This is a genomic window from Qipengyuania atrilutea, assembly GCF_013370205.1.
In the GTDB taxonomy this organism is placed as follows: Bacteria; Pseudomonadota; Alphaproteobacteria; order Sphingomonadales; family Sphingomonadaceae; genus Actirhodobacter; species Actirhodobacter atriluteus.
The window spans coordinates 219,918-242,903 of sequence record NZ_JABWGV010000002.1; the positions used below are offsets into that span (position 1 = coordinate 219,918).

The 22,986-nt window shown below is 64.8% G+C and carries 23 protein-coding genes and 1 pseudogene; 12 read left to right on the forward strand and 12 right to left on the reverse strand.

Annotation, left to right across the window (positions count from 1 at the left end; translation table 11 throughout):
- Positions 1–33: 33 nt before the first annotated feature.
- The 5 genes from HUV48_RS14610 to HUV48_RS06100 form a co-directional block, all read right to left on the reverse strand.
- Positions 34–1,113 carry a M48 family metallopeptidase gene (locus tag HUV48_RS14610; RefSeq protein WP_176266907.1) on the reverse strand — a complete coding sequence of 360 codons (1,080 nt, stop codon included), beginning with the start codon at positions 1,111–1,113 and terminating at the stop codon, positions 34–36.
- Between the two features lie 4 nt (positions 1,114–1,117).
- Positions 1,118–2,200 carry a YjgN family protein gene (locus HUV48_RS06085; protein WP_176266908.1) on the reverse strand — a complete coding sequence of 361 codons (1,083 nt, stop codon included), beginning with the start codon at positions 2,198–2,200 and terminating at the stop codon, positions 1,118–1,120.
- Positions 2,201–2,308: 108 nt separating this feature from the next.
- Complete coding sequence (locus HUV48_RS06090; RefSeq protein ID WP_176266909.1) at positions 2,309–2,503, reverse strand: helix-turn-helix transcriptional regulator; 195 nt, start codon at positions 2,501–2,503, stop codon at positions 2,309–2,311.
- The gene (locus HUV48_RS06095) at positions 2,500–3,108 is read right to left on the reverse strand and encodes a hypothetical protein (protein ID WP_176266910.1); all 609 of its coding nucleotides are present in this window, start codon (positions 3,106–3,108) and stop codon (positions 2,500–2,502) included. The genes HUV48_RS06090 and HUV48_RS06095 overlap by 4 nt, the downstream gene beginning before the upstream one ends.
- Positions 3,105–3,275: a hypothetical protein gene (locus HUV48_RS06100; protein WP_176266911.1), complete on the reverse strand. Its 171-nt coding sequence runs from the start codon at positions 3,273–3,275 to the stop codon at positions 3,105–3,107. Before HUV48_RS06100 ends, HUV48_RS06095 begins: the two co-directional genes overlap by 4 nt.
- A 347-nt stretch (positions 3,276–3,622) precedes the next feature.
- Here HUV48_RS06100 and thrS point away from each other — a divergent pair, with 347 nt between their 5' ends.
- Genes thrS through HUV48_RS06115 form a run of 3 tightly spaced genes read left to right on the forward strand, consistent with a single transcriptional unit; the run spans position 3,623 to position 7,126 of the window.
- The gene (thrS, locus tag HUV48_RS06105; protein WP_176266912.1) at positions 3,623–5,638 is read left to right on the forward strand and encodes a threonine--tRNA ligase; all 2,016 of its coding nucleotides are present in this window, start codon (positions 3,623–3,625) and stop codon (positions 5,636–5,638) included.
- Between the two features lie 3 nt (positions 5,639–5,641).
- A complete protein-coding gene (locus tag HUV48_RS06110; RefSeq protein ID WP_176266913.1) occupies positions 5,642–6,388 on the forward strand; it encodes a TSUP family transporter in 747 nt (248 codons plus the stop codon).
- Entirely contained in the window at positions 6,389–7,126 is a 738-nt protein-coding gene (locus HUV48_RS06115) for a sulfite exporter TauE/SafE family protein (RefSeq protein ID WP_176266914.1), read from the forward strand.
- Here HUV48_RS06115 and HUV48_RS14500 read toward each other — a convergent pair.
- Genes HUV48_RS14500 through HUV48_RS06125 form a run of 3 tightly spaced genes read right to left on the reverse strand, consistent with a single transcriptional unit; the run spans position 7,118 to position 10,018 of the window.
- Complete coding sequence (locus tag HUV48_RS14500) at positions 7,118–7,249, reverse strand: hypothetical protein (protein WP_263970490.1); 132 nt, start codon at positions 7,247–7,249, stop codon at positions 7,118–7,120. The two genes, HUV48_RS06115 and HUV48_RS14500, sit on opposite strands and share 9 nt — an antisense overlap.
- 47 nt (positions 7,250–7,296) lie before the next feature.
- Complete coding sequence (locus tag HUV48_RS06120) at positions 7,297–8,286, reverse strand: agmatine deiminase family protein (RefSeq protein ID WP_176266915.1); 990 nt, start codon at positions 8,284–8,286, stop codon at positions 7,297–7,299.
- Positions 8,287–8,311: 25 nt separating this feature from the next.
- Positions 8,312–10,018 (reverse strand): M28 family metallopeptidase, encoded by a 1,707-nt coding sequence (locus tag HUV48_RS06125; RefSeq protein ID WP_176266916.1) that lies wholly within the window; start codon positions 10,016–10,018, stop codon positions 8,312–8,314.
- A gap of 106 nt (positions 10,019–10,124) precedes the next feature.
- On the opposite strand from HUV48_RS06125, the gene HUV48_RS06130 reads away from it, so the two are divergent.
- From HUV48_RS06130 to HUV48_RS06150, 5 genes and pseudogenes are all read left to right on the forward strand, one after another.
- The gene (locus HUV48_RS06130; RefSeq protein WP_176266917.1) at positions 10,125–12,815 is read left to right on the forward strand and encodes a [protein-PII] uridylyltransferase family protein; all 2,691 of its coding nucleotides are present in this window, start codon (positions 10,125–10,127) and stop codon (positions 12,813–12,815) included.
- Entirely contained in the window at positions 12,812–13,288 is a 477-nt protein-coding gene (locus HUV48_RS06135; protein ID WP_176266918.1) for a peroxiredoxin, read from the forward strand. Before HUV48_RS06130 ends, HUV48_RS06135 begins: the two co-directional genes overlap by 4 nt.
- Before the next feature lie 2 nt (positions 13,289–13,290).
- Positions 13,291–14,090, forward strand: a pseudogene (locus tag HUV48_RS06140) (ferritin-like domain-containing protein).
- A gap of 133 nt (positions 14,091–14,223) precedes the next feature.
- Entirely contained in the window at positions 14,224–14,901 is a 678-nt protein-coding gene (locus tag HUV48_RS06145; RefSeq protein ID WP_176266919.1) for a M23 family metallopeptidase, read from the forward strand.
- A gap of 210 nt (positions 14,902–15,111) precedes the next feature.
- Positions 15,112–16,677 carry an acyl-CoA synthetase gene (locus HUV48_RS06150; RefSeq protein WP_176266920.1) on the forward strand — a complete coding sequence of 522 codons (1,566 nt, stop codon included), beginning with the start codon at positions 15,112–15,114 and terminating at the stop codon, positions 16,675–16,677.
- Positions 16,678–16,731: 54 nt separating this feature from the next.
- Here HUV48_RS06150 and galU read toward each other — a convergent pair whose 3' ends face one another.
- A complete protein-coding gene (gene galU / locus HUV48_RS06155; protein WP_176266921.1) occupies positions 16,732–17,604 on the reverse strand; it encodes a UTP--glucose-1-phosphate uridylyltransferase GalU in 873 nt (290 codons plus the stop codon).
- A 108-nt stretch (positions 17,605–17,712) separates the two neighbouring features.
- Here galU and murA point away from each other — a divergent pair, with 108 nt between their 5' ends.
- Together murA and HUV48_RS06165 are read left to right on the forward strand one after the other, a co-directional pair.
- Entirely contained in the window at positions 17,713–18,996 is a 1,284-nt protein-coding gene (gene murA / locus HUV48_RS06160; protein WP_176266922.1) for a UDP-N-acetylglucosamine 1-carboxyvinyltransferase, read from the forward strand.
- A 64-nt stretch (positions 18,997–19,060) separates the two neighbouring features.
- Entirely contained in the window at positions 19,061–19,288 is a 228-nt protein-coding gene (locus HUV48_RS06165) for a hypothetical protein (protein WP_176266923.1), read from the forward strand.
- A 59-nt stretch (positions 19,289–19,347) separates the two neighbouring features.
- Here the strand turns inward: HUV48_RS06165 and HUV48_RS06170 are convergent, their stop codons facing one another.
- The gene (locus tag HUV48_RS06170) at positions 19,348–19,587 is read right to left on the reverse strand and encodes a ribbon-helix-helix domain-containing protein (protein WP_176267310.1); all 240 of its coding nucleotides are present in this window, start codon (positions 19,585–19,587) and stop codon (positions 19,348–19,350) included.
- A 105-nt stretch (positions 19,588–19,692) separates the two neighbouring features.
- On the opposite strand from HUV48_RS06170, the gene HUV48_RS06175 reads away from it, so the two are divergent.
- Positions 19,693–20,433, forward strand: coding sequence for a helix-turn-helix domain-containing protein (locus HUV48_RS06175; protein ID WP_176266924.1), 741 nt, complete (start codon positions 19,693–19,695; stop codon positions 20,431–20,433).
- 48 nt (positions 20,434–20,481) lie between these two features.
- Here HUV48_RS06175 and phbB read toward each other — a convergent pair whose 3' ends face one another.
- Both phbB and HUV48_RS06185 read right to left on the reverse strand, forming a co-directional pair.
- Positions 20,482–21,204 (reverse strand): acetoacetyl-CoA reductase, encoded by a 723-nt coding sequence (gene phbB, locus HUV48_RS06180; protein WP_176266925.1) that lies wholly within the window; start codon positions 21,202–21,204, stop codon positions 20,482–20,484.
- Between the two features lie 132 nt (positions 21,205–21,336).
- Complete coding sequence (locus HUV48_RS06185) at positions 21,337–22,110, reverse strand: hypothetical protein (RefSeq protein WP_318656058.1); 774 nt, start codon at positions 22,108–22,110, stop codon at positions 21,337–21,339.
- A 389-nt stretch (positions 22,111–22,499) separates the two neighbouring features.
- On the opposite strand from HUV48_RS06185, the gene HUV48_RS06190 reads away from it, so the two are divergent.
- Positions 22,500–22,952 carry a DUF3576 domain-containing protein gene (locus HUV48_RS06190; protein WP_176266926.1) on the forward strand — a complete coding sequence of 151 codons (453 nt, stop codon included), beginning with the start codon at positions 22,500–22,502 and terminating at the stop codon, positions 22,950–22,952.
- Positions 22,953–22,986: the final 34 nt, after the last annotated feature.

Here is a 22,986-nt window from a genome sequence, read left to right on the forward strand (position 1 = left end):
GGTGCAGCAGGAACCGTGCGTGATTCCGAACCCTCAAAAGAGGTCGAAGTCCTCCACGTCGTCATCCTCTTCGCACATCGTCTTGAGGGCTTCGAACTCGGCATCGGTCAGCACCGGGGGATAGGTCTTCCCTTCGACCGCGCTTTCGCGAAAGGCCCTTGCGCGGTTGCCGCTCGCTGGATGGGTCGCAATCCATCCGGTCACGGCGTTCTCGCTTTCTCCGCCGGCTTCCTCCAGCTTGCGTTCGAAGAAGCGCGCCGCGCCGGTCGGAGAGATGTCGCTACGCGCCAACTGCGTGCGTGCGAAGACATCGGCCTCCGCTTCTGCATCGCGCGAATAGCTGAGGCTTGCGGCGGTTATGATGCCGCCGCCGACGTTCGAGCCGATGCCGCTCGACAGGATCGAGAGGCCGAACTGGCGCAGCATCGCGGTCATCACGTGGCGCTCGCGCACATGGCCGACTTCGTGCGCTAGGATACCGGCTAGTTCCTCCGGACTTTCGGCTTCCTGCACCAGTCCGTCGAACAGCAACACCTGACCGCCGGGCAGGGCGACCGCGTTGACCATGTCGATATTGGCGATGCCCGCGCGGACCTTGTCGCGCGCCGGATCGACCTCGTTCAGGAGCTTGGCGAGCGCCGCGTCTCCGGCTGGCGTATGGCAGAGCCGGTTGCCGAGATCGCCGACCATGGCATCGCCCATCCGCCGCTCCCATGTCTGCGGCACCATGGGCCCTAACCACTCAGGCAGAGTGACGAACAATGCGACCGCGGCCGCGCTGACAACGGCGAAACCCACTGCCGCACGCCCGAGGCCGATTCGGTCGATCCAGCTGCCGTACTCGGCCTTGGCGGGCATCTTCGCGGCGAGGCCGGGGGGCATGTCGGCGGGCATGACGAGCCGGAAATCGGCCTCGTCCGCCGCGCTGTAGACGATCTCGTGCCGCCGCGTTTCCTGATAGCGCAGCCTGGCGAGATCGACCGTGACCGGCGGCTCGCCTTCCTCCTCCAGCCGCAGTCCGCCGGCACCGTCCCATACGGCCAAACCTTCGCGGCGGATCGCGGTCTTGCCGTCGTACCAATGGGCCGGGGTGCGGAAGGAGGGCTCGGTCACCGGCTCAGATCGCGCCGATGTCGAAGGATTCGAGCAGCCCTTCGCCGTGTTTCGCAGTAGCAGTCGTCGACTGGGTCAGTTCGTCGAGCAGGATTTCTCCGCCCGCTTCGAGATGGATCATGAAGAATTTCCAGTGCCGGTAGCTCAGGAATATCCACCCGATGCCGAGCGTGAACACCACCAGCGCGGCGTCGCCGATGATGAGCTTGATCCAGTCCATCGTCGATGCGCCGAACGAGAATTGAAGATGCCCCCACGTCGTCGACCCTACGGCTTCGCGGTAGAACGCCGAATAGAAGGCGACCGCGATGATGCCGAGGATGCCGTAAAAGATGAAGAGGAAAAGCAACAGTCCGATAACGAGGCCAATGGTTGGATCCTGTCCTTCGAGCATTGCGTTCAGGGTCGGCGCGAACGAGCCGAGCAGGCCGAGGAATGCGAAGATAACGACGGGAGCCAGATAGAACAGCAGATAACGAGCAAACACCGGGCCTGCTTCGGCATGAGCGTCGAACTTGTACGGGCCGAAGCTCATCTCTCGCCATTTCTGGTTCCATAGACTTGTCATCGACCACGGGACGAGAAGCCCGAGCGGGATATACGCGGCGATCGTTTTCCAGAGATAGCTGAAGCCGAACTTGAAGCCGGGATCGTTGCTGCCGCCCCGAATGCCGCGCCAGCGCGTGCGCGACAGGCGGTATCGAAGCGCCCGGTACCGGGCCAATCCGACGAGGTAGAGACCCCCCAGCAACAGGACTAGTGTCAGGGCGCCTGCCCAGGCCTGCTCTCCGCGCATGGCGAGCGCCTGCAGGGCGAAGTTGATGAGAACGAAGGGAAGGCCGAAGAGCAAGGTGACCAGCAGAAAGCCGATGAAAAGCTCCATGCCGGTGCCGGCCCATTCGAGCCGCTCGTCTACGAACCGGCTCCGCGACCAAAGATACCGCCGCTCGCGCGCGGTCGCCCAGAAGCGGTAGATGCCAAGCGTGACGATGGTGAGCAGCAGGTTGGTGAACGCGATCGGCGCGAACTCCTTCCAGGTGCCGTCGAAACCGAACGCGCTGTCGGTGTCCGTATCCTGATATTCCATGAGAAACGACCCCCCGTACACTGCGGGGCATTTCATTCGGCGTGCAGCGAGTCAAGCGCGAAGCCCTGTGCTTTCGCTTGCACGCTTAATACAGAGCAAAGGTTTTGACTACCTTTCCGGTTCGAAGATTTCCTCGATTTGCAATTCGAACAGCTGCGCGATGCGGAAGGCAAGCGGCAAGGACGGGTCGTATCGTCCGGTCTCGATCGCGTTAACCGACTGCCGCGAGACTTCGAGCTTTTCGGCAAGCGCCTGCTGGCTCCAGTCCCGCTCGGCGCGCAGAACCTTCAGCCGGTTTTTCACGAGCTTGCTTCCGTGCGGTCGCGCCACGTCATCCAGCACTGTGCGAAACCGAGGCCCAGCGCCCACGCCGGGAAGACCCACCACGCCCAGATGTGCGGAACGACCTCAAAGGTTTCGAGGAAGCCCCAGAATGTTCCGATACTCAAGACGACGCCGAGACCGAACAGGCTGGCCATCACTGCGCGGTGTCGCAGAAACTCGTCCTGCTCCTCCGCGATGTAACGCGCCATGGTCCAGATCATCGCGAATATCGGGATGATCGGTAACAGCGCGATGAGGATGGTTTCGCCTTGGCTCAGTTCAACCCGGTCGTTGATCGTTACCGCTAGGCCGAGTCCGAGTACATAGCCGAAGGATGCGAGCAGGAAGCGCTTGTTATAGCGGGTGATTGCCGGGCTTAGAAAGCCCTGTGCCCGCTGGCGCGCCATGGCGGACTTCACTAGCGGGATCAGCAGGACCATCGAGAACGCCATGAGGATGAACCCGGTGGTCGCATTGATCGCGCTGCTCATGCGAAGCCCGGCGATAATGCCGAACGACGCGAAGATCGAGCCCGCCCAAGCCCCCGGTCGGCGCAGCAAGCTTGGCTGATCGGCGTCGCTCATCGCGCGCGCCTGAACGGCAGTTCGCACTTCATGCTCGTTTTTAGAGCTACGAACGGCAGCGTGAGAATGGCGGCGACCGTCGTCCAATCCGGAAGCACGCCAGCGATGTTGAGCAGGCCTGTCGCTAGGATAGCGAGGCCCCAGGCAAACGGTGCGATGTTCTTCATTAGTCAAGCTCCCTTTCTTTTGTGTAAAGCTTGGTTGTCACAAGACCAATTTGGTGTCAAGCACGATTTACATAAAGGCGAGCGAACTTCACTGTCGCTTGCGCGAAGAGAGATGAGGGGTTATCCCGCCCATTGATGGCCATTCTGACGACCAGCACGACTACCACCACCACGGGCGCTGCCCGGGGGCGGATCGTCGCGGCCATCTGACGCGGCAACCGCTGCCCGGGCGTTACCGGGCGGTCGGCGTCGCTTCCCGGTAAATTCGCCTTTTCCTCACGACGCCGGACTTTGCGGTTCGCGCGGCCTGTGCCATTGCGCGCCGAGACGAGAAAAGAGCGAGTGCGATGACGGAATTACTCAAGATCAGCCTGCCCGACGGATCGGTGCGCGAGATGGAACCCGGCTCCACCCCGCACGACGTCGCCGCAGCCATCGGACCGGGGCTCGCCAAGGCCGCGATCGCTGCGCGCGTTGACGGCGAACTGCGCGACATCAACCGCCCGTTTGACGGCGACGCTCAGCTCGCGCTCGTGACCAGCAAGGACGAGGACGACGCGCTCGAACTGGCGCGCCACGATTTCGCGCACGTGCTGGCCGAGGCGGTGCAGTCGCTCTTTCCCGGCACGCAGATCACCTTCGGGCCGGCGACCGACGACGGCTTCTATTACGACGTGAAAGCGCCCGACAGCCGCGATCCGTTCGGGATGGACGACCTTCCAGCGATCGAAGAGGAAATGCGCCGCATCATTAAGGCCGACAAGCCTCTCCGGCGCGAGGTCTGGAGCCGCCAGCAGCTCATCGAAAAGTGGGAAGCCGACGGAGAGGTCTTCAAGGCCGAGTGGGCCAAGGAACTGCCCGAAGACGAAGAACTGACCGTCTATCATTCGGGCGACGACTGGCTCGACATGTGCCGCGGCCCGCACCTTGCGAGCACCGGTAAGCTCGATCCACAGGCCTTCAAGCTGACGCGGGTGGCAGGCGCTTACTGGCGCGGCGACCAGAACAATCCGCAGCTGACGCGCATCTATGGCACGGGGTGGCTCAACAAGAAGCAGCTCGACGCGCATCTTCACCGGCTGGAGGAAGCCGCCAAGCGCGACCACCGCAAGCTGGGCCGCGAAATGGACCTGTTCCACCTCCAAGAAGAGGCACACGGCAGCGTATTCTGGCATCCCAACGGCTATCTCATCTGGCGCGAACTCGAAGCCTATATGCGCCGCAAGATGGACGGCGCGGGCTACCGCGAGATCAAGACGCCGCAGCTCATGGACGTGCGCCAATGGGAGCAGTCGGGCCACTGGGGCAAATATGCGGAGAACATGTTCGCCGTGCCCGACATGGTTCCGGAGGTGGACGAACTCGGCGATGGGCCGGCCAATCCTGCGGTTGCGCCCGATGCGGACTGGATGGCGATCAAGCCGATGAACTGCCCGGCGCACGTGCTCGTCTTCAAACAGGGTATCACCAGCTACCGCGACCTGCCGATTCGGCTCGGCGAGATGGGCTGCTGCCACCGAAACGAGCCGCATGGCGCACTTCACGGGCTGATGCGCGTGCGCCAGTTCACGCAGGACGATGCGCATATCTTCTGCACCGAAAGCCAGGTGGTCGAGGAAGTTCGCGCGTTCTGCAAGCTCGCGGACGAGGTCTATTCCGACTTCGGCTTCACCTACGATGTGAAGCTCGCTCTGCGCCCCGAAAAACGTTTCGGCAGCGATGCCGATTGGGACAAGGCGGAGCAGGAACTGCGCGATGCGGTCGCCGAAGCCGGGATGGCGAACGAGGAATACGGCTGGGAGGAACTGCCGGGCGAGGGGGCGTTCTATGCGCCGAAGCTCGAATGGCATCTCACCGATGCGATCGGGCGCACATGGCAGGTCGGCACGATCCAGGGCGACCGCGTGCTGCCCGACCGGCTCGATGCGAGCTACGTCGGTGAGGACGGCGAGCGTCACCGCCCGGTCATGCTACACCGCGCGATCTTCGGCAGCTACGAGCGCTTCATCGGCATCCTGATCGAGCATTTCGCCGGCAAGCTGCCGCTGTGGCTCGCTCCGGTGCAGGCGGTGGTCGCGCCGATCGTATCCGATGTCGACGGCTATGCGAACGACGTGGTCGGCAAGCTGAAGGCGGCCGGGCTGCGTGCCGAAGCGGACCTGCGCAACGAGAAGGTCGGCTACAAGATCCGCGAGCATAGCCACGCGAAAGTCCCGCACCTGCTCGTCGTCGGCAAGCGCGAGGCGGAAGAGGGTACGGTCGCCATCCGTACGCTCGGCGAAAAGGATCAGCGGACCATGTCGCTGGACGAGGCGGTCGCAATGCTGAAGGTCGAAGCGACGCCGCCAGACCTACGCGGCTGACGAGTGGAGTTGCTGGCAGGCTATGCGCCGCTACAGCTGGCAGCTGCGCTCTTCGCGGCACTCGGCTCCGCGTTCGTGCGCGGGCTGACGGGGTTCGGCATGGCGATCCTGCTCGTGCCGATCCTTGCGCTGGCGGTAGCGCCGCTCGATGCTGTGCTGCTGGCGAACTTCCTGTCCGTATTCATCGGGCTGTCGGAGATACGGCGGCTGCTGCGCGGTGCGGAGCGGTCGGCATGGATCATCATCGCCCTCGTGGCAGTAACGACGCCTGTCGGCCTCTATCTTCTCAGCACCACGACACCCGCAATCGCCCGCGTGATTATCGCTTTCGTCGCCCTGTCTGCATTCGTAGCCATCTTGTTGCCCCGACGCGGCGCGCTCGAGCATCATGTTGCCACCACCGGCGGCGTCGGCGTGCTGAGCGGGCTGCTCACCGGCTATGCGGGCATGCCCGGACCGCCGGTCGTGCCTTACTATGTGGGGCGCGACATTTCGCGCGAGACGGCAAAGGCCTCGATGCTGCTGATCTTCACCTGTGCATCGGCATGCGGGCTGGCGAGCGGCGCAGTTATTGGTGTGCTTGATCCACGCCAGGCGCTTCTCGCACTTCTGCTGTTTCCCGCGGTTCTGCTGGGCAATTGGCTGGGCGACAAGGCCTCGGGCCACATCGCAGACCGGAGCTGGCGCATTTGCGTCGGCGTGGTTCTGGGCGGCGCAGCCGTGGCGGCCTTGTGGAAGGCGTTCGGCTAGATGCTCGGTCTGACCGTCGGCGCACTCGTAGTAGCCGCACTCACTGCCATTGCGGCGGGGTTCGTGCGCGGACTTGCCGGGTTCGGTCTTTCGGTCGTCCTCGTCCCGGTGCTGGCACTGACGATCCCGCCGGCAGAAGCGGTGCTGACCGGAAATATCTCGCTGTTCCTGATCGGCCTAACCGATATCGGGCGCATCCGCCGCGATGCGGAGCGCTCCGCAATACCGATCGGGCTCATCGCGCTGCTATGCGCGCCGCTCGGCTTGTGGGCGCTGACCGCATTGCCGCCCGCTTGGGCGCGGCTGTTGATTGCGTTCGTGTCGCTCGGGGCATTCGTATTGGTAGTGATTCCCCTCGGCAAGATCGCGCTCTCCCGCAAACCGGCAATGGGCATATCGGGCGTAGCGACCGGCTTCTTCACCGGGTTCGCCGGAATGCCCGGTCCGGGCATGGCCCCCTTCTACCTGCGCGGAAAGTTGCCGCCGAGAGTGGCGCGCGCATCCATGATGGCGATCTTCCTCGTCACCACCCCGCTGGCGGCAATCATGTTTCTTGCGCTCGGCATCGGCGGACTGGAGACCGTCATGCTGGCGCTTGTCCTGTTTCCGGCGGTACTGGTGGGGGACTGGTTCGGCCACCGCGCATTCGGACGCGTTACCGACCGGCAGTGGCAGGCGAGCGTCGCGGTAGTTCTGGGAGGCGCGGCGCTGGCCGCGCTGGTTAAGCTCTTAGCCTAGAAAGGGCAGCGCCGGACCGGCAAGAGCGAGAGCCGCACCGCAGCACACTACCACGATGCGCGATGCGCCCCGCTCGATAGCGGGAACGACATTCGTGCGGGCAAGAGCGATTGCGCGGGTCATGAAAAGCGTTTTGCGCGCGAATAGCTAACAAAACCTTACCGTTAACTTTAGCCTTCGAAACCGGCGCTCGGCATCTGCTGGCTGGCGCAGTGAAAACCGCCGCCCCCTGCCAGAACGGCGTCCGCCGGAAGGCCGATCGCGGGGCGATCCGGGAAATGCGCGCCAATCGCCGCGACCGCTTTCTCGTCCTGCGGCACGCCGAAGGTCGGTACGACGACGAGGTAGGAGGTTATGGCGAAGTTCGCATAGCTCGCCGGTTCAATTCGGTCGCCGCGCGTGACGAGGCCGGGCGAAGGGATTGCGTGGACCTTCAGGCCGAAGTCTTCGGCTCGCTCCCGCGCATCGGCGTAGATCGCCGCGTTGGGATCGTGCGGACCGAAGGGTTCGGCAAGCACGATCTCTCCGGGCGCAACGAAGCGGGCGAGGTTGTCGACATGGCCGTCGGTATGGTCGTTGATCAGACCCTTGCCGAGCCAGCAGATGCGTTCGAAACCGAGACTTTCCTTTAGTCGTTCTTCGATCTCCTCGCGGCTCAGCGCCGGGTTGCGATTCGGGTTGAGCAGGCACTCTTCGGTCGTGACGGCGATCCCGGTCCCGTCGCCGTCCACCGCGCCGCCCTCGAGCACCCAGTCATGCGTTTCCAGCGGCAGACCGGCGTCCTCCGCCAGCCGAGCGCCGACAGTCTCGTCGCCCGGCATCAGATACTTGCCGCCCCAGCCGTTGAAGCCGAAGCGCCGCGCCGCCCGCTCGCCCTTATTCTTCACGACCAGCGGCCCGGTATCGCGCAGCCAGATATCGCCGTACTCGCGCCGTTCGAGCGTGACGCTGCCCGATACGAGCCGTTTCGCGTGCGCCTCGTTCGCTGCCCCGCGCACGAGCAGGCGCACGTCCTGCCCGCTCTCCGCGACCGCATCGGCGAAGGCGGCGATCTGCTCCTGCGCCGCGGCGAGATAGCCCGGCCACTCGCCCTCATCGTGCGGGAAGCCGATCCACAGCCAGTCCTGCGGCGCCCATTCAGGCGGCATGATCACGCTCATCGAACGGCTTCCCGAAGTACGGCTATCAGCAGCCTTCGCCTGCCGCGCAGCTGGCATCGCGGGTCGCCTTGAACTCGTCGCCCTCGACCCAGTTGGGCCAGCTTTCCGAATTGCCGAGCATCCGCCCGATCCGGTAAAACAGCTGCAGGTCGCTCATCACGCCTGACCAGTCCCAGTTCGGATCGAACTCGTCCTTCGGTCCGTGATAGCGGTTTTCGGTGTAGTCGCGCGCGACCGCCGCTCCGGCATCGATCCCGCCCTCGACCAGATCCTCGCCGCCGTCGACATACAGGAACGGCACGCCGCGCTTGGCGAAGGCGAAATGGTCGCTGCGGTAGTAGAATCCCTTTTCCGGCGTCGCTTCGGGGGTTGCGGTGCGGTCGACGCTCATCAGCGCCTTGCCGAGATAGGCATCGAGCTCGCTCTTGCCGCCGCCGACCACCGTGACGTCGTTGGCGCGGCCCGCCATCTGGAATGCGTCCATATTGATGCCGCCGACCGTCTGGCTGAGCGGGAAGACCGGGTTCGCGGCGTAATAATCCGCGCCTAGCAGTCCCGATTCCTCCGCCGTCACGGCTAGGAAGACCTGGCTGCGGTCGGTCGCGCCTGCCTCCGCGTGCGCCTCTGCGAGTGCGACGAGGGCCGCCGTACCGGTCGCGTTATCAACTGCGCCGTTGCAGATATTATCACCGTCCGGAGCCGGCGAGCAGCGACCGAGGTGGTCCCAATGCGCCGTGTGCATGACATATTCGTCGGGGCGCTCGCTGCCCGGCAGGATGCCGATCACGTTGCGCGATGCGAACTTGCGGATGTCGTTGGCAAAGCTGGTCGAAGCGGTCAGCCCGAGCGGCACGGCGCGGAAGCCCTTCTGCTTCGCCCGCTCGCTGAGAGCGGACAGGTCCTGCCCCGCCGCACTCATGATCTGCTGGGCGACTTCCTTCTGCACCCAGCCGTTCACCTTGGTCAGCGGCGGCGCGTTCTGCCCGCGCTGCGCATAGGCCTGCGGGCCGGACCACGAGGACTCGACGACGTTCCAGCCGTATGCCGCGGGGTAGGTATCGTGGACGATGATCGCGCCCGCTGCGCCCTGGCGAGCTGCTTCCTCGTACTTGTAGGTCCAGCGACCGTAATAGGTCATTGCCCGCCCGCCGAACGCGCCTTCCAGCGCTTCGCTTTCGTAGTCGGGATCGTTGACGAGGATGACGGCGGTCTTGCCGGTCATGTCGACGCCGGCATAGTCGTTCCAGCCGCGTTCCGGGGCGTTGATGCCGTAACCGACGAAGACGAGTTCGCTGTTGTCGAGCGTCGTGCGCGGATCTTCGCGGTAGGTCACGCCGACCCAGTCGCTTCCGTATTCGAACTCCATGGTCTCGCCGCTGCCCGATACGGTGAGCGGCCGGAAATCCTTACCCGTGATTTCGACTAGCGGCACGTCCTGCACCCACGAGCCGTTGTTGCCCGGTTGAAGGCCCGCCTCGCGGAAGCGTTCGGTCAGCAGCGCAACGGTCTTCTCCTCGCCCGGCGTTCCCGGTGCGCGCCCTTCGTACGCATCGGAAGACAGCGTGCGCGTCACCTCGATCATGGTCTCGCGCGAGATGTCGCCTTCCGTAACGTCGGGAATATCGAGCGCCGCAGCGGAGCGTACGGCCGGTTCCTCGGTGCTCATGGCGCATCCGGCCATGACGATGGGAAGCGCGCAGACGGCGGCATGTTTGAGGGTGGTGCGGATCATGGAGGGTCCTTTCAGGGGAAACTTGTTTTGCACTGCTTTGCCCGATGGGGACCTCTTGGGCAAGGCGCGCTTGTCTGGCTCAAGGCAAAGCGCCACAAGGCAGCGCATGTCCGGTAAAACTGACGAAAACTCCGCAATCGATGACGCGATCCGGCGCGCGAAGGCGCATTCGCCCTTTCTTTTCAAAGCGATGGAGCGCCTGCCGGAGCTTACCGAAACGTTGCGCCACAAAGGGGCAGAAACGGCCGTCAATGATGCCAAGGCGGTAGCAAGTGGTGTCGAGGACGCCGCAAAGGCGCTTCGGCAGGAGCGTCTCGCTATCGCTATGGTGCTTGGCATCGGCGACCTTGCCGGAGCCTTCGATCTGACCCGGGTGATGCGCGAATTGTCGGACTTCGCCGACCGCGCGATGCACCGGGCGCTGGAAGCGGTCGTCGCCCGGCGGGTAGAGGGGGCGGAGCCGGACGGCATCTTCGCGCTCGCCCTGGGCAAGCTCGGCGCGCGGGAGCTCAACTACTCCTCCGACATCGACCCGATCCTAATTTACGATCCTTCATGGCTACCGAAGCGCGAGCGCGACGAGCCGGGCGAGGCGGCGCAGCGCTATGCCCGCGAATGGGTGCGGATGCTGTCGGACAACACGGCGGAAGGATATGTGGCCCGCGTCGACTTGCGTCTCAGGCCGGCGTCCGAGATCAGCCCGCTCGCCGTGCCGCTGGGCGGCGCATTGTCGCACTACGAATCGAGCGCGCTCGCATGGGAGCGGGCGGCATTCATCCGCGCGCGCTCTGCTGCGGGCGACATCGCGGCAGGCGAGGAGTTTCTGGACCAGATCGACAGCTTCGTCTGGCGGCGCACCCTCGATTTCGGTGCGATCGACGAGATCCGCCGCCTCACGCACCGCATTCGCGAAACCTACAAGGGGCCGAGCGAACCCTCTCCTGGCTTCAACCTCAAGCAGGGGCGGGGCGGCATCCGCGAGATCGAGTTCTTCGCGCAAACGCACCAGCTCGTGCACGGCGGCCGCGATCCTTCGCTGCGCGAGTCGGGTACGCGGGCGGCGCTCGATGCGCTGGCTGCCGCGGGCCGGATTACCGGCGAGGACGCGCGGCTGCTCGGCGAAAGCTACGACAAACTGCGTACGATCGAGCACCGGCTGCAGATGGTCGCGGACCAGCAGACGCACTCGCTACCTGCGGGCGAAGCGCTCGACAATGTGGCGAAGCTGCACGGCCTCACAGACGGCGCGGCACTGCTCGCATACCTCACACCGATCTGTGCGGGCGTGGCCGAGCGGTTCGACCGGCTAATCGCCGAGGACAGCGAGCCTGCCCGCAGCGGCGAACCCCAAGTCGACAGCGCGGTTCTGGAGCGGATCAGCAACTGGGCCGATGGCCGCTACCGCGCTCTGCGGAGCGACGCGGCCTTGTCGGCGTTCGGGGCGATGCGCGGCGACCTGTTGTCCGCCCTTTCCGCCGCCCCGGATCCAGAGCGCGCCGTCACCCGCCTCGAAAGCCTGATCGAGCGGTTGCCGAGCGCGATCAACCTGTTCCGCCTGCTCGAAGCGCGCCCCGCGATGCTCGGCCAGCTGGTGCGGATCGTCAGCCTCGCGCCGCCGCTGGCCGACGAGCTGGCGCGGCGGCCCGAACTGCTCGACCCGCTAATCGACAACAGCGCCTTTGCGCTTCCGGGACCGGTTGCGCGCCTCGCCGCCAAGATGGGCGTGGCGGATACGGATGAGGACGATTACGAAGAACGCCTCGACTGCATCCGTGTCGTGACCGGCGAAACCCGTTTCACGCTCGGCGTGCAGCTGATCGAGGCCGCGCACGACCCGCTCGACATCGCCGCGGGCCTGTCGCGCACTGCCGAGGCCGGACTGGAGGCGGCGCAGGCCGCGGCGACCCGGGAATTCGCCGAAACGCACGGGCGGATCGAAGGGAGCGAACTCGTCGTGCTGGCACTCGGACGGCTCGGCGGCGGCCTGCTCACCCACGCATCCGATCTCGACATCGTCTATCTGTTCAGCGGCACGCACGAGGCCGAATCGGACGGACGCCGGCCGCTCGGCGCGACGCTCTATTTCAACCGCCTCGCCCAGCGCGTGACGGCGGCACTATCGGTCCCGACCGCGGAAGGGGCGCTTTACGAGGTCGACACCCGGCTTCGCCCGCAAGGCAACCAGGGACCGATCGCGGTCAGCTTCGAAAGCTTCGCGCGCTACCAGCGCGAGGCTGCCTGGACATGGGAGCACATGGCGCTGACCCGCGCCCGCGCCGTGACCGGGCCGGAGCATCTGCGGGAGGAGCTCGATGCGCTGGTGGCGGAGGTTCTGACCGCGCCGCGCGATGCCGCCAATCTCAAGCAGGCAGTGCTGACAATGCGCAGCGACATGGCCCAGCACAAGACGGCGGCGGGCGTGCTCGATGCGAAGCTGCTGCGCGGCGGGCTGGTCGATCTAGAATTTCTGACGCACTACCTGCAGCTGCGCGAGCGTACCGCGCTGGAACCGGAAGTCGGCGAAGCGCTGTCGCAGCTCGGCGCGGCCGGTATTTTGAAGGCGGAGGACGCGGACGAACTGCGCGAGGCGAACGCACTCCTCAACCGGGTGCTGATCGCCGCGCGGCTGCTCGCACCGGACCTCTCCCGCCCCCACGCCTCCTCCGAAGCCGTGCTCGCCCATACCTGCGGCGCGGACGATTGGAACGCCCTCTTGGACAAGATGGGAAGTGCCCGCCATAGCGTGGCGCGTCACTGGAAAGCCGTGTTCGGCGATGAACTGGAGATAGAGACATGACCGCAGAAAACTGGCCCGGCGAGGGTGATCCCATGCCCGACATCGCGTTGGAAACGCCAGACGGCAGCAGCGTCAGACCGGGCGATTTCGCAGGCCGCAAGGCGGTCCTCTTCTTCTACCCGAAGGACAATACGCCGGGCTGCACGACCGAGGCGAAGGACTTTTCCGCTCTGAAATCCGCGTTCGACGAGGCGGACGTGGCGCTTCTCGGCATCAGCAAGGATTCGCCGAAGAAGCACCAGAACTTCATCGCCAAGCACGACCTGACCGTGCCGCTCGCGACCGATCCGCAGGAAGACGGGATGTCCGATGCGCTCGGTATCTGGACCCAGAAGCAGATGTACGGGAAGACCTACATGGGCATGGTCCGCACGACCTATCTCGTGGGGACGGACGGCAGGATCGAGCGCGTCTGGCGCAAAGTGAAGGTCAAGGGCCACGCCGATGAAGTGTTGGAGGCGGCGAAAGCGTAAGCATGACGCCCGGCGTCTTCGAGAGGGTTCGCGATGCGCTGCTCACGCCGCGGCCACAGGCAAAGGTCTTCGGGGCGCGGCAGGTGGCGCGCGACTGGCGGCTGGGGCGGCTATCCTTTGCGCCCGCGTGCGCCATGCCGGACAAGCCCGCGTGGCCGGATGAGCCGGAACTGCTTGCGCCGACGCAGATGCCGCGGCGCGGGCGTGGGTCGGAGCACGGTCGGCTCGCTCACTGGCATGCGCTGGCGCATATCGAGTTCGTCGCCATGGACCTCGCGCTCGACATGGCCGGGCGTTTCGGCGCCGAGATGGGCAAGGAGTTCGTCGGCGACTGGCTGTCCGTCGCTGCGGACGAAGCGATGCATTTTGCGCTCCTGTCGCGCAAGCTGGAACGGCTCGGCAGCTGTTACGGCGCGCTACCCGCACACGGCAATCTATGGGAGGCGGCAGCCGATACCGCTCACGATGTCGCGGCGCGGCTGGCGATCGTTCCGATGGTGCTGGAGGCGCGCGGGCTCGACGTAACGCCCGGCATGATCGAGAAGGTGCGGCGCAGCGGCGATGAAAACGGCGCCAGAATTCTCAGCCGCATCCTTGACGACGAAATTAGGCACGTCGGTTTCGGAACCAAGCATTTTCTTAAAATCGCGTCGAATCGCGAGATTCCGCCAAAAACACTGTGCAGGAACTGGTGCGGAAACATTTTGCAGGACAATTGAGAGGTCCGTTCAACGACTCGGCGCGTCTTGCAGCCGGTTTGTCGCGAGAGTTCTATATCCCGCTTGCTCTCGTTAACGATTGACCCGTAGCCATACCAATACGCAATCGGGGATCAGGTTCCCGGTAAGATGAAATTAAGAATGAAGGGGCAGACCTACTGCCACTTCACGCTTCGGGATCGAAACCGGCGGACGCCGGAAAGGGACGGGTCGAATATGAACATCAAGCGCATCTTCGCCAGACTAGTCGCCGTGCCGTTCGCAGCCGCTGCCATCGCAGCCGCTCCGGCACACGCTGAAGACATTCCGGTCGAGAAGGTCGCGGGGCAGGGCAGCTCCGCTCTCGTGATCGGCGACGAAGACGCGGAATATCGCCAGCTGTTCGCGCAGTGGCGGACCGAGGAAAAGACGCGTTCCGGCCAGCCGATGCTGCCGCAGGTTGCCGTTCCTTCGGGCATGCCGCTTTCCGACGCGCATCTGACCAGCGATTACGGCATGCGCACGCACCCGGTTCTGGGTGGACGCCGCAGCCACAAGGGCGTCGATCTGGCAGCCGCGACCGGCACGCCGGTCTACGCGACGGCAGACGGCCGCGTCGAAATGGCGCAGCATTATTCCAGCTACGGCAACTACGTTCAGATCGGCCACGGCGCTCAGCTCGAAACGCGCTTCGCGCATCTTTCGCGCATCGCGGTCACCGAAGGGCAGCGCGTCCGCAAGGGCGAACTGATCGGCTATGTCGGCTCGACCGGTCGTTCCACCGGTCCGCACCTTCACTACGAAGTGCGCGTCGGCGGCGAAGCGGTCAATCCGATCCCCTATATGGCGCAGAGCCAGGCACAGCAGGATTTCGCCCTCGAAACGGGGCATGGCGGGCGGGGCGGCCCGGAGTAAGTTTCTCAGTTCGCCCATGAGCGTGGGAGAGGGGCCGGTCTTCTGGACCGGCGCGCTAAAAGGGGCGGGAGGGTTCGTAACCTCCCGCCCCTTCTTTATGTGCGGAGCATGGCCGCCTCGCGATTGCCTCTTGCCCGCTCGGCGCGTGGTCTTAGGATAGGTAGCAAATAAGGACCGAAACGGTCGTGCCTACCGGGAGAGACGAGAGCCATGCATCCGATTATCCACGCGCAGACCCGCGCCGACCATCCTGCCGTCATCATGGCGGAATCGGGGGAGACCCTGAGCTACGGCGCGATGGAGGAACTCGCCAACCGCATCGCGCACCTGCTGCGCGAGCGGGGCCTGAAGCCTGGCGATGCCTTCGGCCTCTTCCTCGAAAACCGGATCGAGTATTTGCCCATCCTGTGGGCGTCGCAGCGGATCGGAACCGTTCTCGTTCCGATCTCCACTCATCTCACCGCGGACGAGACGGACTACATCCTCGGCGACAGCGACGCGAAGCTGCTCATCACCAGTATTCGGTTCGAGGACATGACCGACGTGTTGCGCGACTTGCGATCCGACCTCGTCATGCTCGTCTTCGGCGGGGAGGGCGAGGAGGATGCTGCCGCCGCGATTGCTCGGCAAAGCGCCGAGCCGCCGCAGGACCAGACTGCCGGATATGAAATGCTCTATTCCTCCGGCACGACCGGACGCCCCAAGGGCATCAAGCCGACCGTCCCCGATCCCGATCCGCAGGCCGGACCGAGCCCGCTCACCATGCTTCTCGCGGGGCTATTCGGCTTTCCGAGCGACGGCAGCTGCGTCTACCTTTCCCCCGGTCCGCTCTATCACGCCGCGCCGCTGCGCTGGTGCGGCAGCGTCCACCGGCTCGGCGGGACGGTCGTCGTGATGGAAAAGTTCGACGCGGAGGGTGCTCTGTCCGCCATCCAGCAATACCGGGTCAATTCGAGCCAGTGGGTGCCGACCCATTTCGTGCGGATGCTCGGACTGTCCGAAGAGGTCCGCGCCCGCTACGATCTTTCCTCCCACGCCCGCGCCGTGCACGCCGCCGCGCCCTGTCCCGATCCGGTGAAGCGCGCCATGATCGACTGGTGGGGGCCGATCGTACTCGAATATTACGCGGGTAGCGAAGGCAACGGGCTCACCTTCGTGAACAGCGAGGACTGGCTCGCGCACCCAGGCACGGTAGGAAAGCCGGTCTACGGAGAGCTGCACATCTGCGGCGAGGACGGCGAGGAACTGCCGCGCGGCGAAACGGGCCTCGTCTACTGGAACGCGCCGCTGCCGTTCGAATACCACCGCGACGCCGCCAAGACCGCGTCGGTCACGAACCCGCACGGCTGGACGACGCTAGGCGACATCGGGCGACTGGACGCGGACGGCTTCCTCTACCTCACCGACCGCAAGAGCCACATGATCATCTCGGGCGGGGTGAACATCTACCCGCAGGAGATCGAGAACCTGCTCGTCACCCATCCCTCGGTGCTCGACGCGGCGGTGATCGGCGCGCCCGATGCGGAGATGGGCGAGCGAGTCGTGGCTATTGTGCAGCCGGCCGAGATGGAGCGCGCGGGCGAGGCGCTGGTCCGCGAACTCACCGCTTTCCTCGAAGCGAAGCTGGCCCGCATGAAGGTGCCGCGCCAAATCGACTTTCGGGCCGAGCTGCCGCGCGAGGCCAACGGCAAGCTCTACAAACGCAAGCTGCGCGAGGAGTATGCGGAAGGCGACGGAGCGGCAGCGAGCGGCCGGGACGAGAAGAGCCCCGCTTAATAGTCCGCGTAAGAAGCCTTCTAGCCCCTCCCGTCCGCGGGAGGGGTGCAAGGGCTAACCCAGCAGACGCTCCGCGATCGCGCGGACTTCCTTGCCCATGTCGTCGCGTTCAAGCGCCAGAGCCAGCGTCGCTTCGACGAAGCCGGTCTTGCTGCCGCAGTCGTAGCGGTTGCCTTCGAAGGTCACCGCGTGAAACGGCTGGGTGCCGATCATCTTGGCCATGGCGTCGGTCAGCTGAATCTCTCCGCCTGCGCCCTTGCCCTGATCTTTCAGCACACCCATCACTTCGCTTTGCAGGATGTAGCGGCCCGAGACGATCTTGTTCGACGGCGCTTCTTCAACCGGCGGCTTCTCGACCAGTCCCTTGACCTCGGTCAGGTTGCCGCGTGCTTCACCGGGATCGATGACGCCGTAGGAGGAGACGTCCTCGTGCGGCACTTCGAGCACGCTGATTAGGTTGCCGCCGACTTCGTTATAGGCCTCGACCATCTGTTTCATGCAGCCCGGCTCGCCCACCATCAGCTCGTCCGGCAGCAGGATGGCGAAGGGATCGTCGCCAACGATGGCGCGCGCGCACCAGATCGCATGACCCAGACCAAGCGGAACCTGCTGGCGCACGGTGATGATGTCGCCCGGCGTGGCGCGGGTGGGGTCTAGGATGGAGAGGTCCTTGCCGCGCTCCGACATGGTCGCTTCGAGTTCGTAGGCGATGTCGAAATGCTCGACGATCGCGGTCTTGCCGCGCCCGGTGACGAAGACGATCTGCTCGATCCCCGCCTCGCGCGCCTCGTCCACCGCGTACTGGATCAGCGGGCGGTCGACAACGGGAAGAAGCTCCTTCGGAACCGCCTTGGTGGCGGGAAGGAAACGTGTGCCGAGCCCGGCTACGGGAAAGACGGCGGTCTTGATCGGTTTGTGTTTGCTCATGGGAGCGAGGCTCTGCGTCTTTGGAATGCCTTCGTCAACCGCGCTTCGACCGATCCGTCCCAGAGTGCGACTTGAGATTGGCGGCGATCCGGCTAAACCGCACTTCCTATGGACAAACTCATCATTCGGGGCGGTAACCGCCTGTCGGGCAGCCTGCCCATTTCGGGCGCGAAGAATTCCGCGCTGACGCTGATTCCCTGCGCCCTGCTGACGGACGAGCCGGTGACGCTTCGGAACCTGCCGCGCCTCGCGGATATCGACGGGTTCCAGCATCTGATGACGCAGTTCGGGGTCAGCCACTCGATCGCCGGCAGCCGGCCGGAGGATTTCGGTCGCGTGGTGACCATGGAAACGACGCGCATCACCTCGAGCACCGCGCCCTACGATCTGGTGCGCAAGATGCGTGCCTCGATTCTCGTGCTCGGCCCGCTGCTGGCGCGGGCGGGCGAGGCGACGGTATCGCTGCCCGGCGGCTGCGCCATCGGCAACCGGCCGATCGACCTCCACCTGAAGGCACTGGAAGCGATCGGCGCGCGGATCGAGCTTGCGCAGGGTTATGTGAAGGCAATCGCGCCCGACGGCGGCCTTACGGGCGGACGGTTCGACTTCCCGGTGGTCTCGGTCGGCGCGACGGAGAACGTCATCATGGCGGCGGTCACGGCGAACGGGACGACCGAGCTTACGAATGCCGCACGCGAGCCGGAGATCGTGGACCTGTGCAACCTGCTCGCCGCGATGGGAGCGGAAATCGAGGGGATCGGCGACAGCGATCTCACCATCCACGGCGTCAAGCGGCTTCACGGCGCATCCTACAAGGTCATGCCCGACCGGATCGAGGCGGGCTCCTATGCCTGCGCCGCCGCGATCACCGGCGGCGAAGTGCGGCTCGAAGGCGCGCGGGCGGGCGATATGGGCGCGACTATTAATGCGCTTCGGAACATCGGAGTCACGGTGGAGCACGACGCCAAGGGCGTCGACATCGCGGCAAACGGGGCGCTCAAGGCCGTGAACCTTTCCACCGCGCCTTACCCCGGTCTCGCCACCGACATGCAGGCGCAGTTGATGAGCCTGCTATGCAAGGCGGAGGGGACCAGCATCCTGAAAGAAACGATCTTCGAGAACCGTTACATGCACGTGCCCGAACTGGCGCGCATGGGCGCGGAGATCGAGACTGAGGGGCGCACCGCGATCGTCAAGGGCGTCGAGCAGCTGACCGGGGCCGAAGTCATGGCGACGGACCTGCGCGCATCGATGAGCTTGGTCATCGCTGCACTGGCCGCGGCAGGAGAAACGCAAGTGCGCCGCATCTACCACCTCGACCGCGGCTATGAGCGGCTCGAAGAGAAGCTGAAACTGGTCGGCGCGGACATCGAACGGGTCGGCGACGATTGAAGCGCTTTCGCCGGACCTTTCCGCCGCCTGCGTCGTTTAGCGGGCATAGGAAAGGAATTTTATTATGGGTCTTCTGAAAATGGCAACCTTGGGCGCGCTGGGATATGCGGGCTACAAGTATTACGAGAACAGCAAGCGCGACGAGAACGGCGTGGCTTTCGCGAAGGGTGAAGCCGACGGACAGTTCCGTAACGCCGGCGCGGCATCGACCGCATCGCACGATACGATGAGCACCACCGATGAGGCGCTCGACGAAACGTACCCGGCGAGCGACGCGACCGCGAAATACTGACCTGAGTTCAAGTCACAAGTAAGGGGCGGCGGGAGCAATCCTGCCGCCCTTATCGTATGCTAGGTTCGGTCAACCGCGTTACTGACCAGCCAGATCCGGATCGCGCTGGCGAGGCCGGGCGGAGTGTCGGCCTTGATCCGCTCTGCATCGATTTCGGTGACCAATGCGGCGATCGGCATATCGCGCGTCGCCGCCGCTTCCTTCAGCATCGTCCAGAACAGCGGCTCCAGGCTGATGCTGGTCTTGTGCCCGGCAATCGCGACCGAGCGCTTTACCGGCGGGTGATAGGGCGGGGTCATGCGGCGCGTCATAGCGCATCGCGGTGGCGATACGAATTTTTTGGGGTGGTGAGCTTCGCCCGCGCTATCTAGCCGGATGCACCAATGACGGAGCGCGGCTGCACGATGGACGACGGCTATGACAGCCTGAGCGAGAAGGAGCGCGAAACGCTGCGCCTGCTGCTTCACGGCCATGACGCGAAATCCATGGCCGGCACGCTCGGCCTGTCGGTGCATACGGTGAACGAACGGCTGCGCAACGCGCGGCGCAAGCTCCATGTGACCAGCAGCAAGGAAGCTGCACGCCTCTTGTTCGAACGCGAAAGCGATGCCCCCCATTTCCTTGGGCACAAGACTTTGGGGGATGCGGACGAAGGGGAAGGCGCGCCAGATGACAAGCAGTCGCAAGACGATGGAAAGGCGCGGATCCCCCGCGCTTACATCCTTGCAGGAGTGCTCATCATGTCCCTTTTCTTTGCAACCCTTGCTCTCGGGTTACTGCCCGGCTCGGCGGACGAACCCACTGCTTCGAGCCAGACACAGGACGCCGAAGTGCTGGCGGCCGCGCGCAGGTTCGTGGAACTGGTCGACGCCGGTGACTGGGAAGCGAGTTACGAGCGGACCGCCGCGTCCTTTCGCGAAGCCAACACGCTCGCCATCTGGTCCCAGGTTTCCGAGGACGTGCGCCCGCCGCTCGGAAAGGTGCTTTCGCGAAAGGTAACAAGCGTCGAGGACTTGCCGACCCCGCAGAATTACTACGCGGTAAAGTTCGCCACCGACTTTGCCGAAAAGGCAGGCGCGACCGAAACAGTGACGCTTGCACGCGAAGACGGCGCATGGCGCGTGGTCGGTATATTCATCGAGTAAGCTTGGTCGGTCGGAGCGGCAGGCGAATTGCTGCCGCTCCGAACCTGCTCAATACATGTGCTGGCCGCCGTTGATGCTCATGGTGGAGCCGGTGACGAAGCCTGCGTCCTCGCTGCACAGGAACGCCACGCCGCGGGCGATCTCCTCGGCCTGGCCGAGCCGCCCGACCGGAATTTTCGCGACGATCTTCTCCAGCACCGGCTCGGGAACCGCAGCCACCATGTCGGTGTCGATATAGCCGGGCGCGATCGCGTTCACGGTGATGCCGCTGCGCGCGCCTTCCTGCGCCAGAGCCTTGGTGAACCCGTGAATGCCGGACTTGGCGGCGGCGTAGTTGACCTGGCCGTACTGTCCCGCCTGCCCGTTGATCGAGCCGATGTTGACGATCCGGCCCCATTTGCGCTCGCGCATGCCAGGGAAAGTAGCTTTCGCCATGTTGAAGCACCCGCCGAGGTTGATGCGCATCACCTCGTTCCAGTCATCGAAGCTCATCTTGTGGAGCACGCCGTCGCGGGTGATGCCGGCGTTGTTGACCACGACTTCGATCGGGCCGACTTCGCTTTCCACCTTGGCGCAGCCGTCGAGGCAGGCCTCGTGGTCGCCCACGTCCCACTTGTAGACTGCAATTCCGGTCTCGTCGCTGAAGGCTTTTGCCGCGTCGTCGTTACCGCCGTAATTGGCGACGACCGTGAAGCCGTCGTCCTTCAGACGCCGACAAATTGCGCGTCCGATACCGCGGGTTCCACCGGTGACGACTGCTACGCGTGACATAAACCTCTCCTGCAAGTTTGCGTTACGGCATCCTTAACCGAAGAGGCCGGGGCAACAAGAGGGTATGGCGCTAAGTCCGCGGAATTGCTGCGTTTGCGAAGGGATCGGGAGCGGTCTGACCGCCCGCTCGGATCAGAAGCGGAACTGGGTTCCGACGTAGACGGCCTGGCTGTCCTGCTCTTCCGTCGTGAGCGGCGCGATCCGGTCGCGGTCCTGAGAGTAGCGGACTCCTGCCGTCACATCGAGGTTCTTCAGCACGCGGTAGGAACCAGAAACCTCGACGATCTGTTCTGCACCGAGGTCGAAGGACGAGGCAGTACGCCCGACGCTGCCGCGATCTCCGTCGCTCTCGACCGCCACACGGCTGGAGAAGCGGCTCGGCTTTTCGGCTGCAACGCCGCGGTCGGGGCGGAAGTCGGCCAGATCGGCCATCGGCACGTTACGCACGGCGGAGGAGGTCGTGACCTTCTTCTCGACCGGCTTGGCAAAGCTTTGGTAGCCGCGCGCGATACCGAGATTGTAGGGGGTCGGGGCGATGGCGACCGTACGCGCGCTACGGCTTTCGCCGCCGACTGCATCGACCGTGCGGCGTACCGAGATGGCACGGGCTGCTGCATCGTCGACGCGGACGGCAACCGTCACGTCGCGCGGGTTGCGCTTGCCGAGATCGGCGGGCGTGAAGCGCATGCCGTTTACGCCGAGAGAGGCGGCAACCTCGCGCGCCAACGCCGGGTCGACATTGGCGGGTGTGAAAGCGAAACGCTGCTGTTCTACGTTCGGGAGAAGGCTCGGCGCATCCGCGGCCGGCAGCGCGAAGCTTGCCCCGGCGGGCAGTGCAACGCACGCAGCCGCGAGCAATGCCGGAAGCATCCTGCCCTTGGTCAGCGATTTGCGAGTAACTGCCACTTCGCCTGCGTCCCTTAACCTACCCATGTAAGAGACCACCGGAGCGCTTAACGGTTCCTGACCGTTTCTGCTCGCCTGGCCTCCTCGATTATACGACTCGCCGGAAACGCGCCGCTTACCATGCACGTAGAATGTGACCGCTCCCATTGCGAGTCCGCAATGGCGGCGAAGAGCACGCGCGCTTCGATGTGTGACATCGTTTCAACAAAATCTTAAACTGTCGGCATCCCTACGGCGTCTTCGCTTGAAGCCCGTTCGCAGGCGCCGTCAATTAAGCGCCGGTTCACGGCCCGATGTCACAGCGTCCGAGAACGCCTTGCCCGCTGCCGCGCGCACGGATAGAGGCACACGACACGCGAAACACTGCCCGAAGGACTTTGCCAGCTATCATGCGCAATCTCGACCGTACCGCCCGCTCCGCCGCGACCCTCGTGCTTGGCGGCATCGCCGTGCTCGGCCTCAGCGCCTGCGGCAGCAAGGAAGCGCCGCGGGCGGACCTCGCCGCAGCGCAGGTCACCTCCATCGGAGTGAATAGCTACCTGTGGCGCGCGGCGCTCGAAACGGTGGGCTTTGCGCCGCTGCTTCAGGCGGACAGTGCAGGCGGCGTGATCGTGACCGACTGGTACGCCAATCCGCAAAATCCGGGCGAGCGGGTCAAGATGACCGTCACCATCCTCGATTCCGATCTGCGTGCCGATGCGCTGCGCGTTGCGGCGAGCCGGCAGGTCAACCAGGGCGGCAACTGGGTCGATGCTCCGGTACAGGCTGCGACCGTGCAGAAGCTGGAAGCGATCATCCTGACGAAGGCGCGCGACCTGCGCCGCCAGGCCGTCGCTTCCTGACCCTCTACGCCTGAAACGCGCCTGACACGCGTTT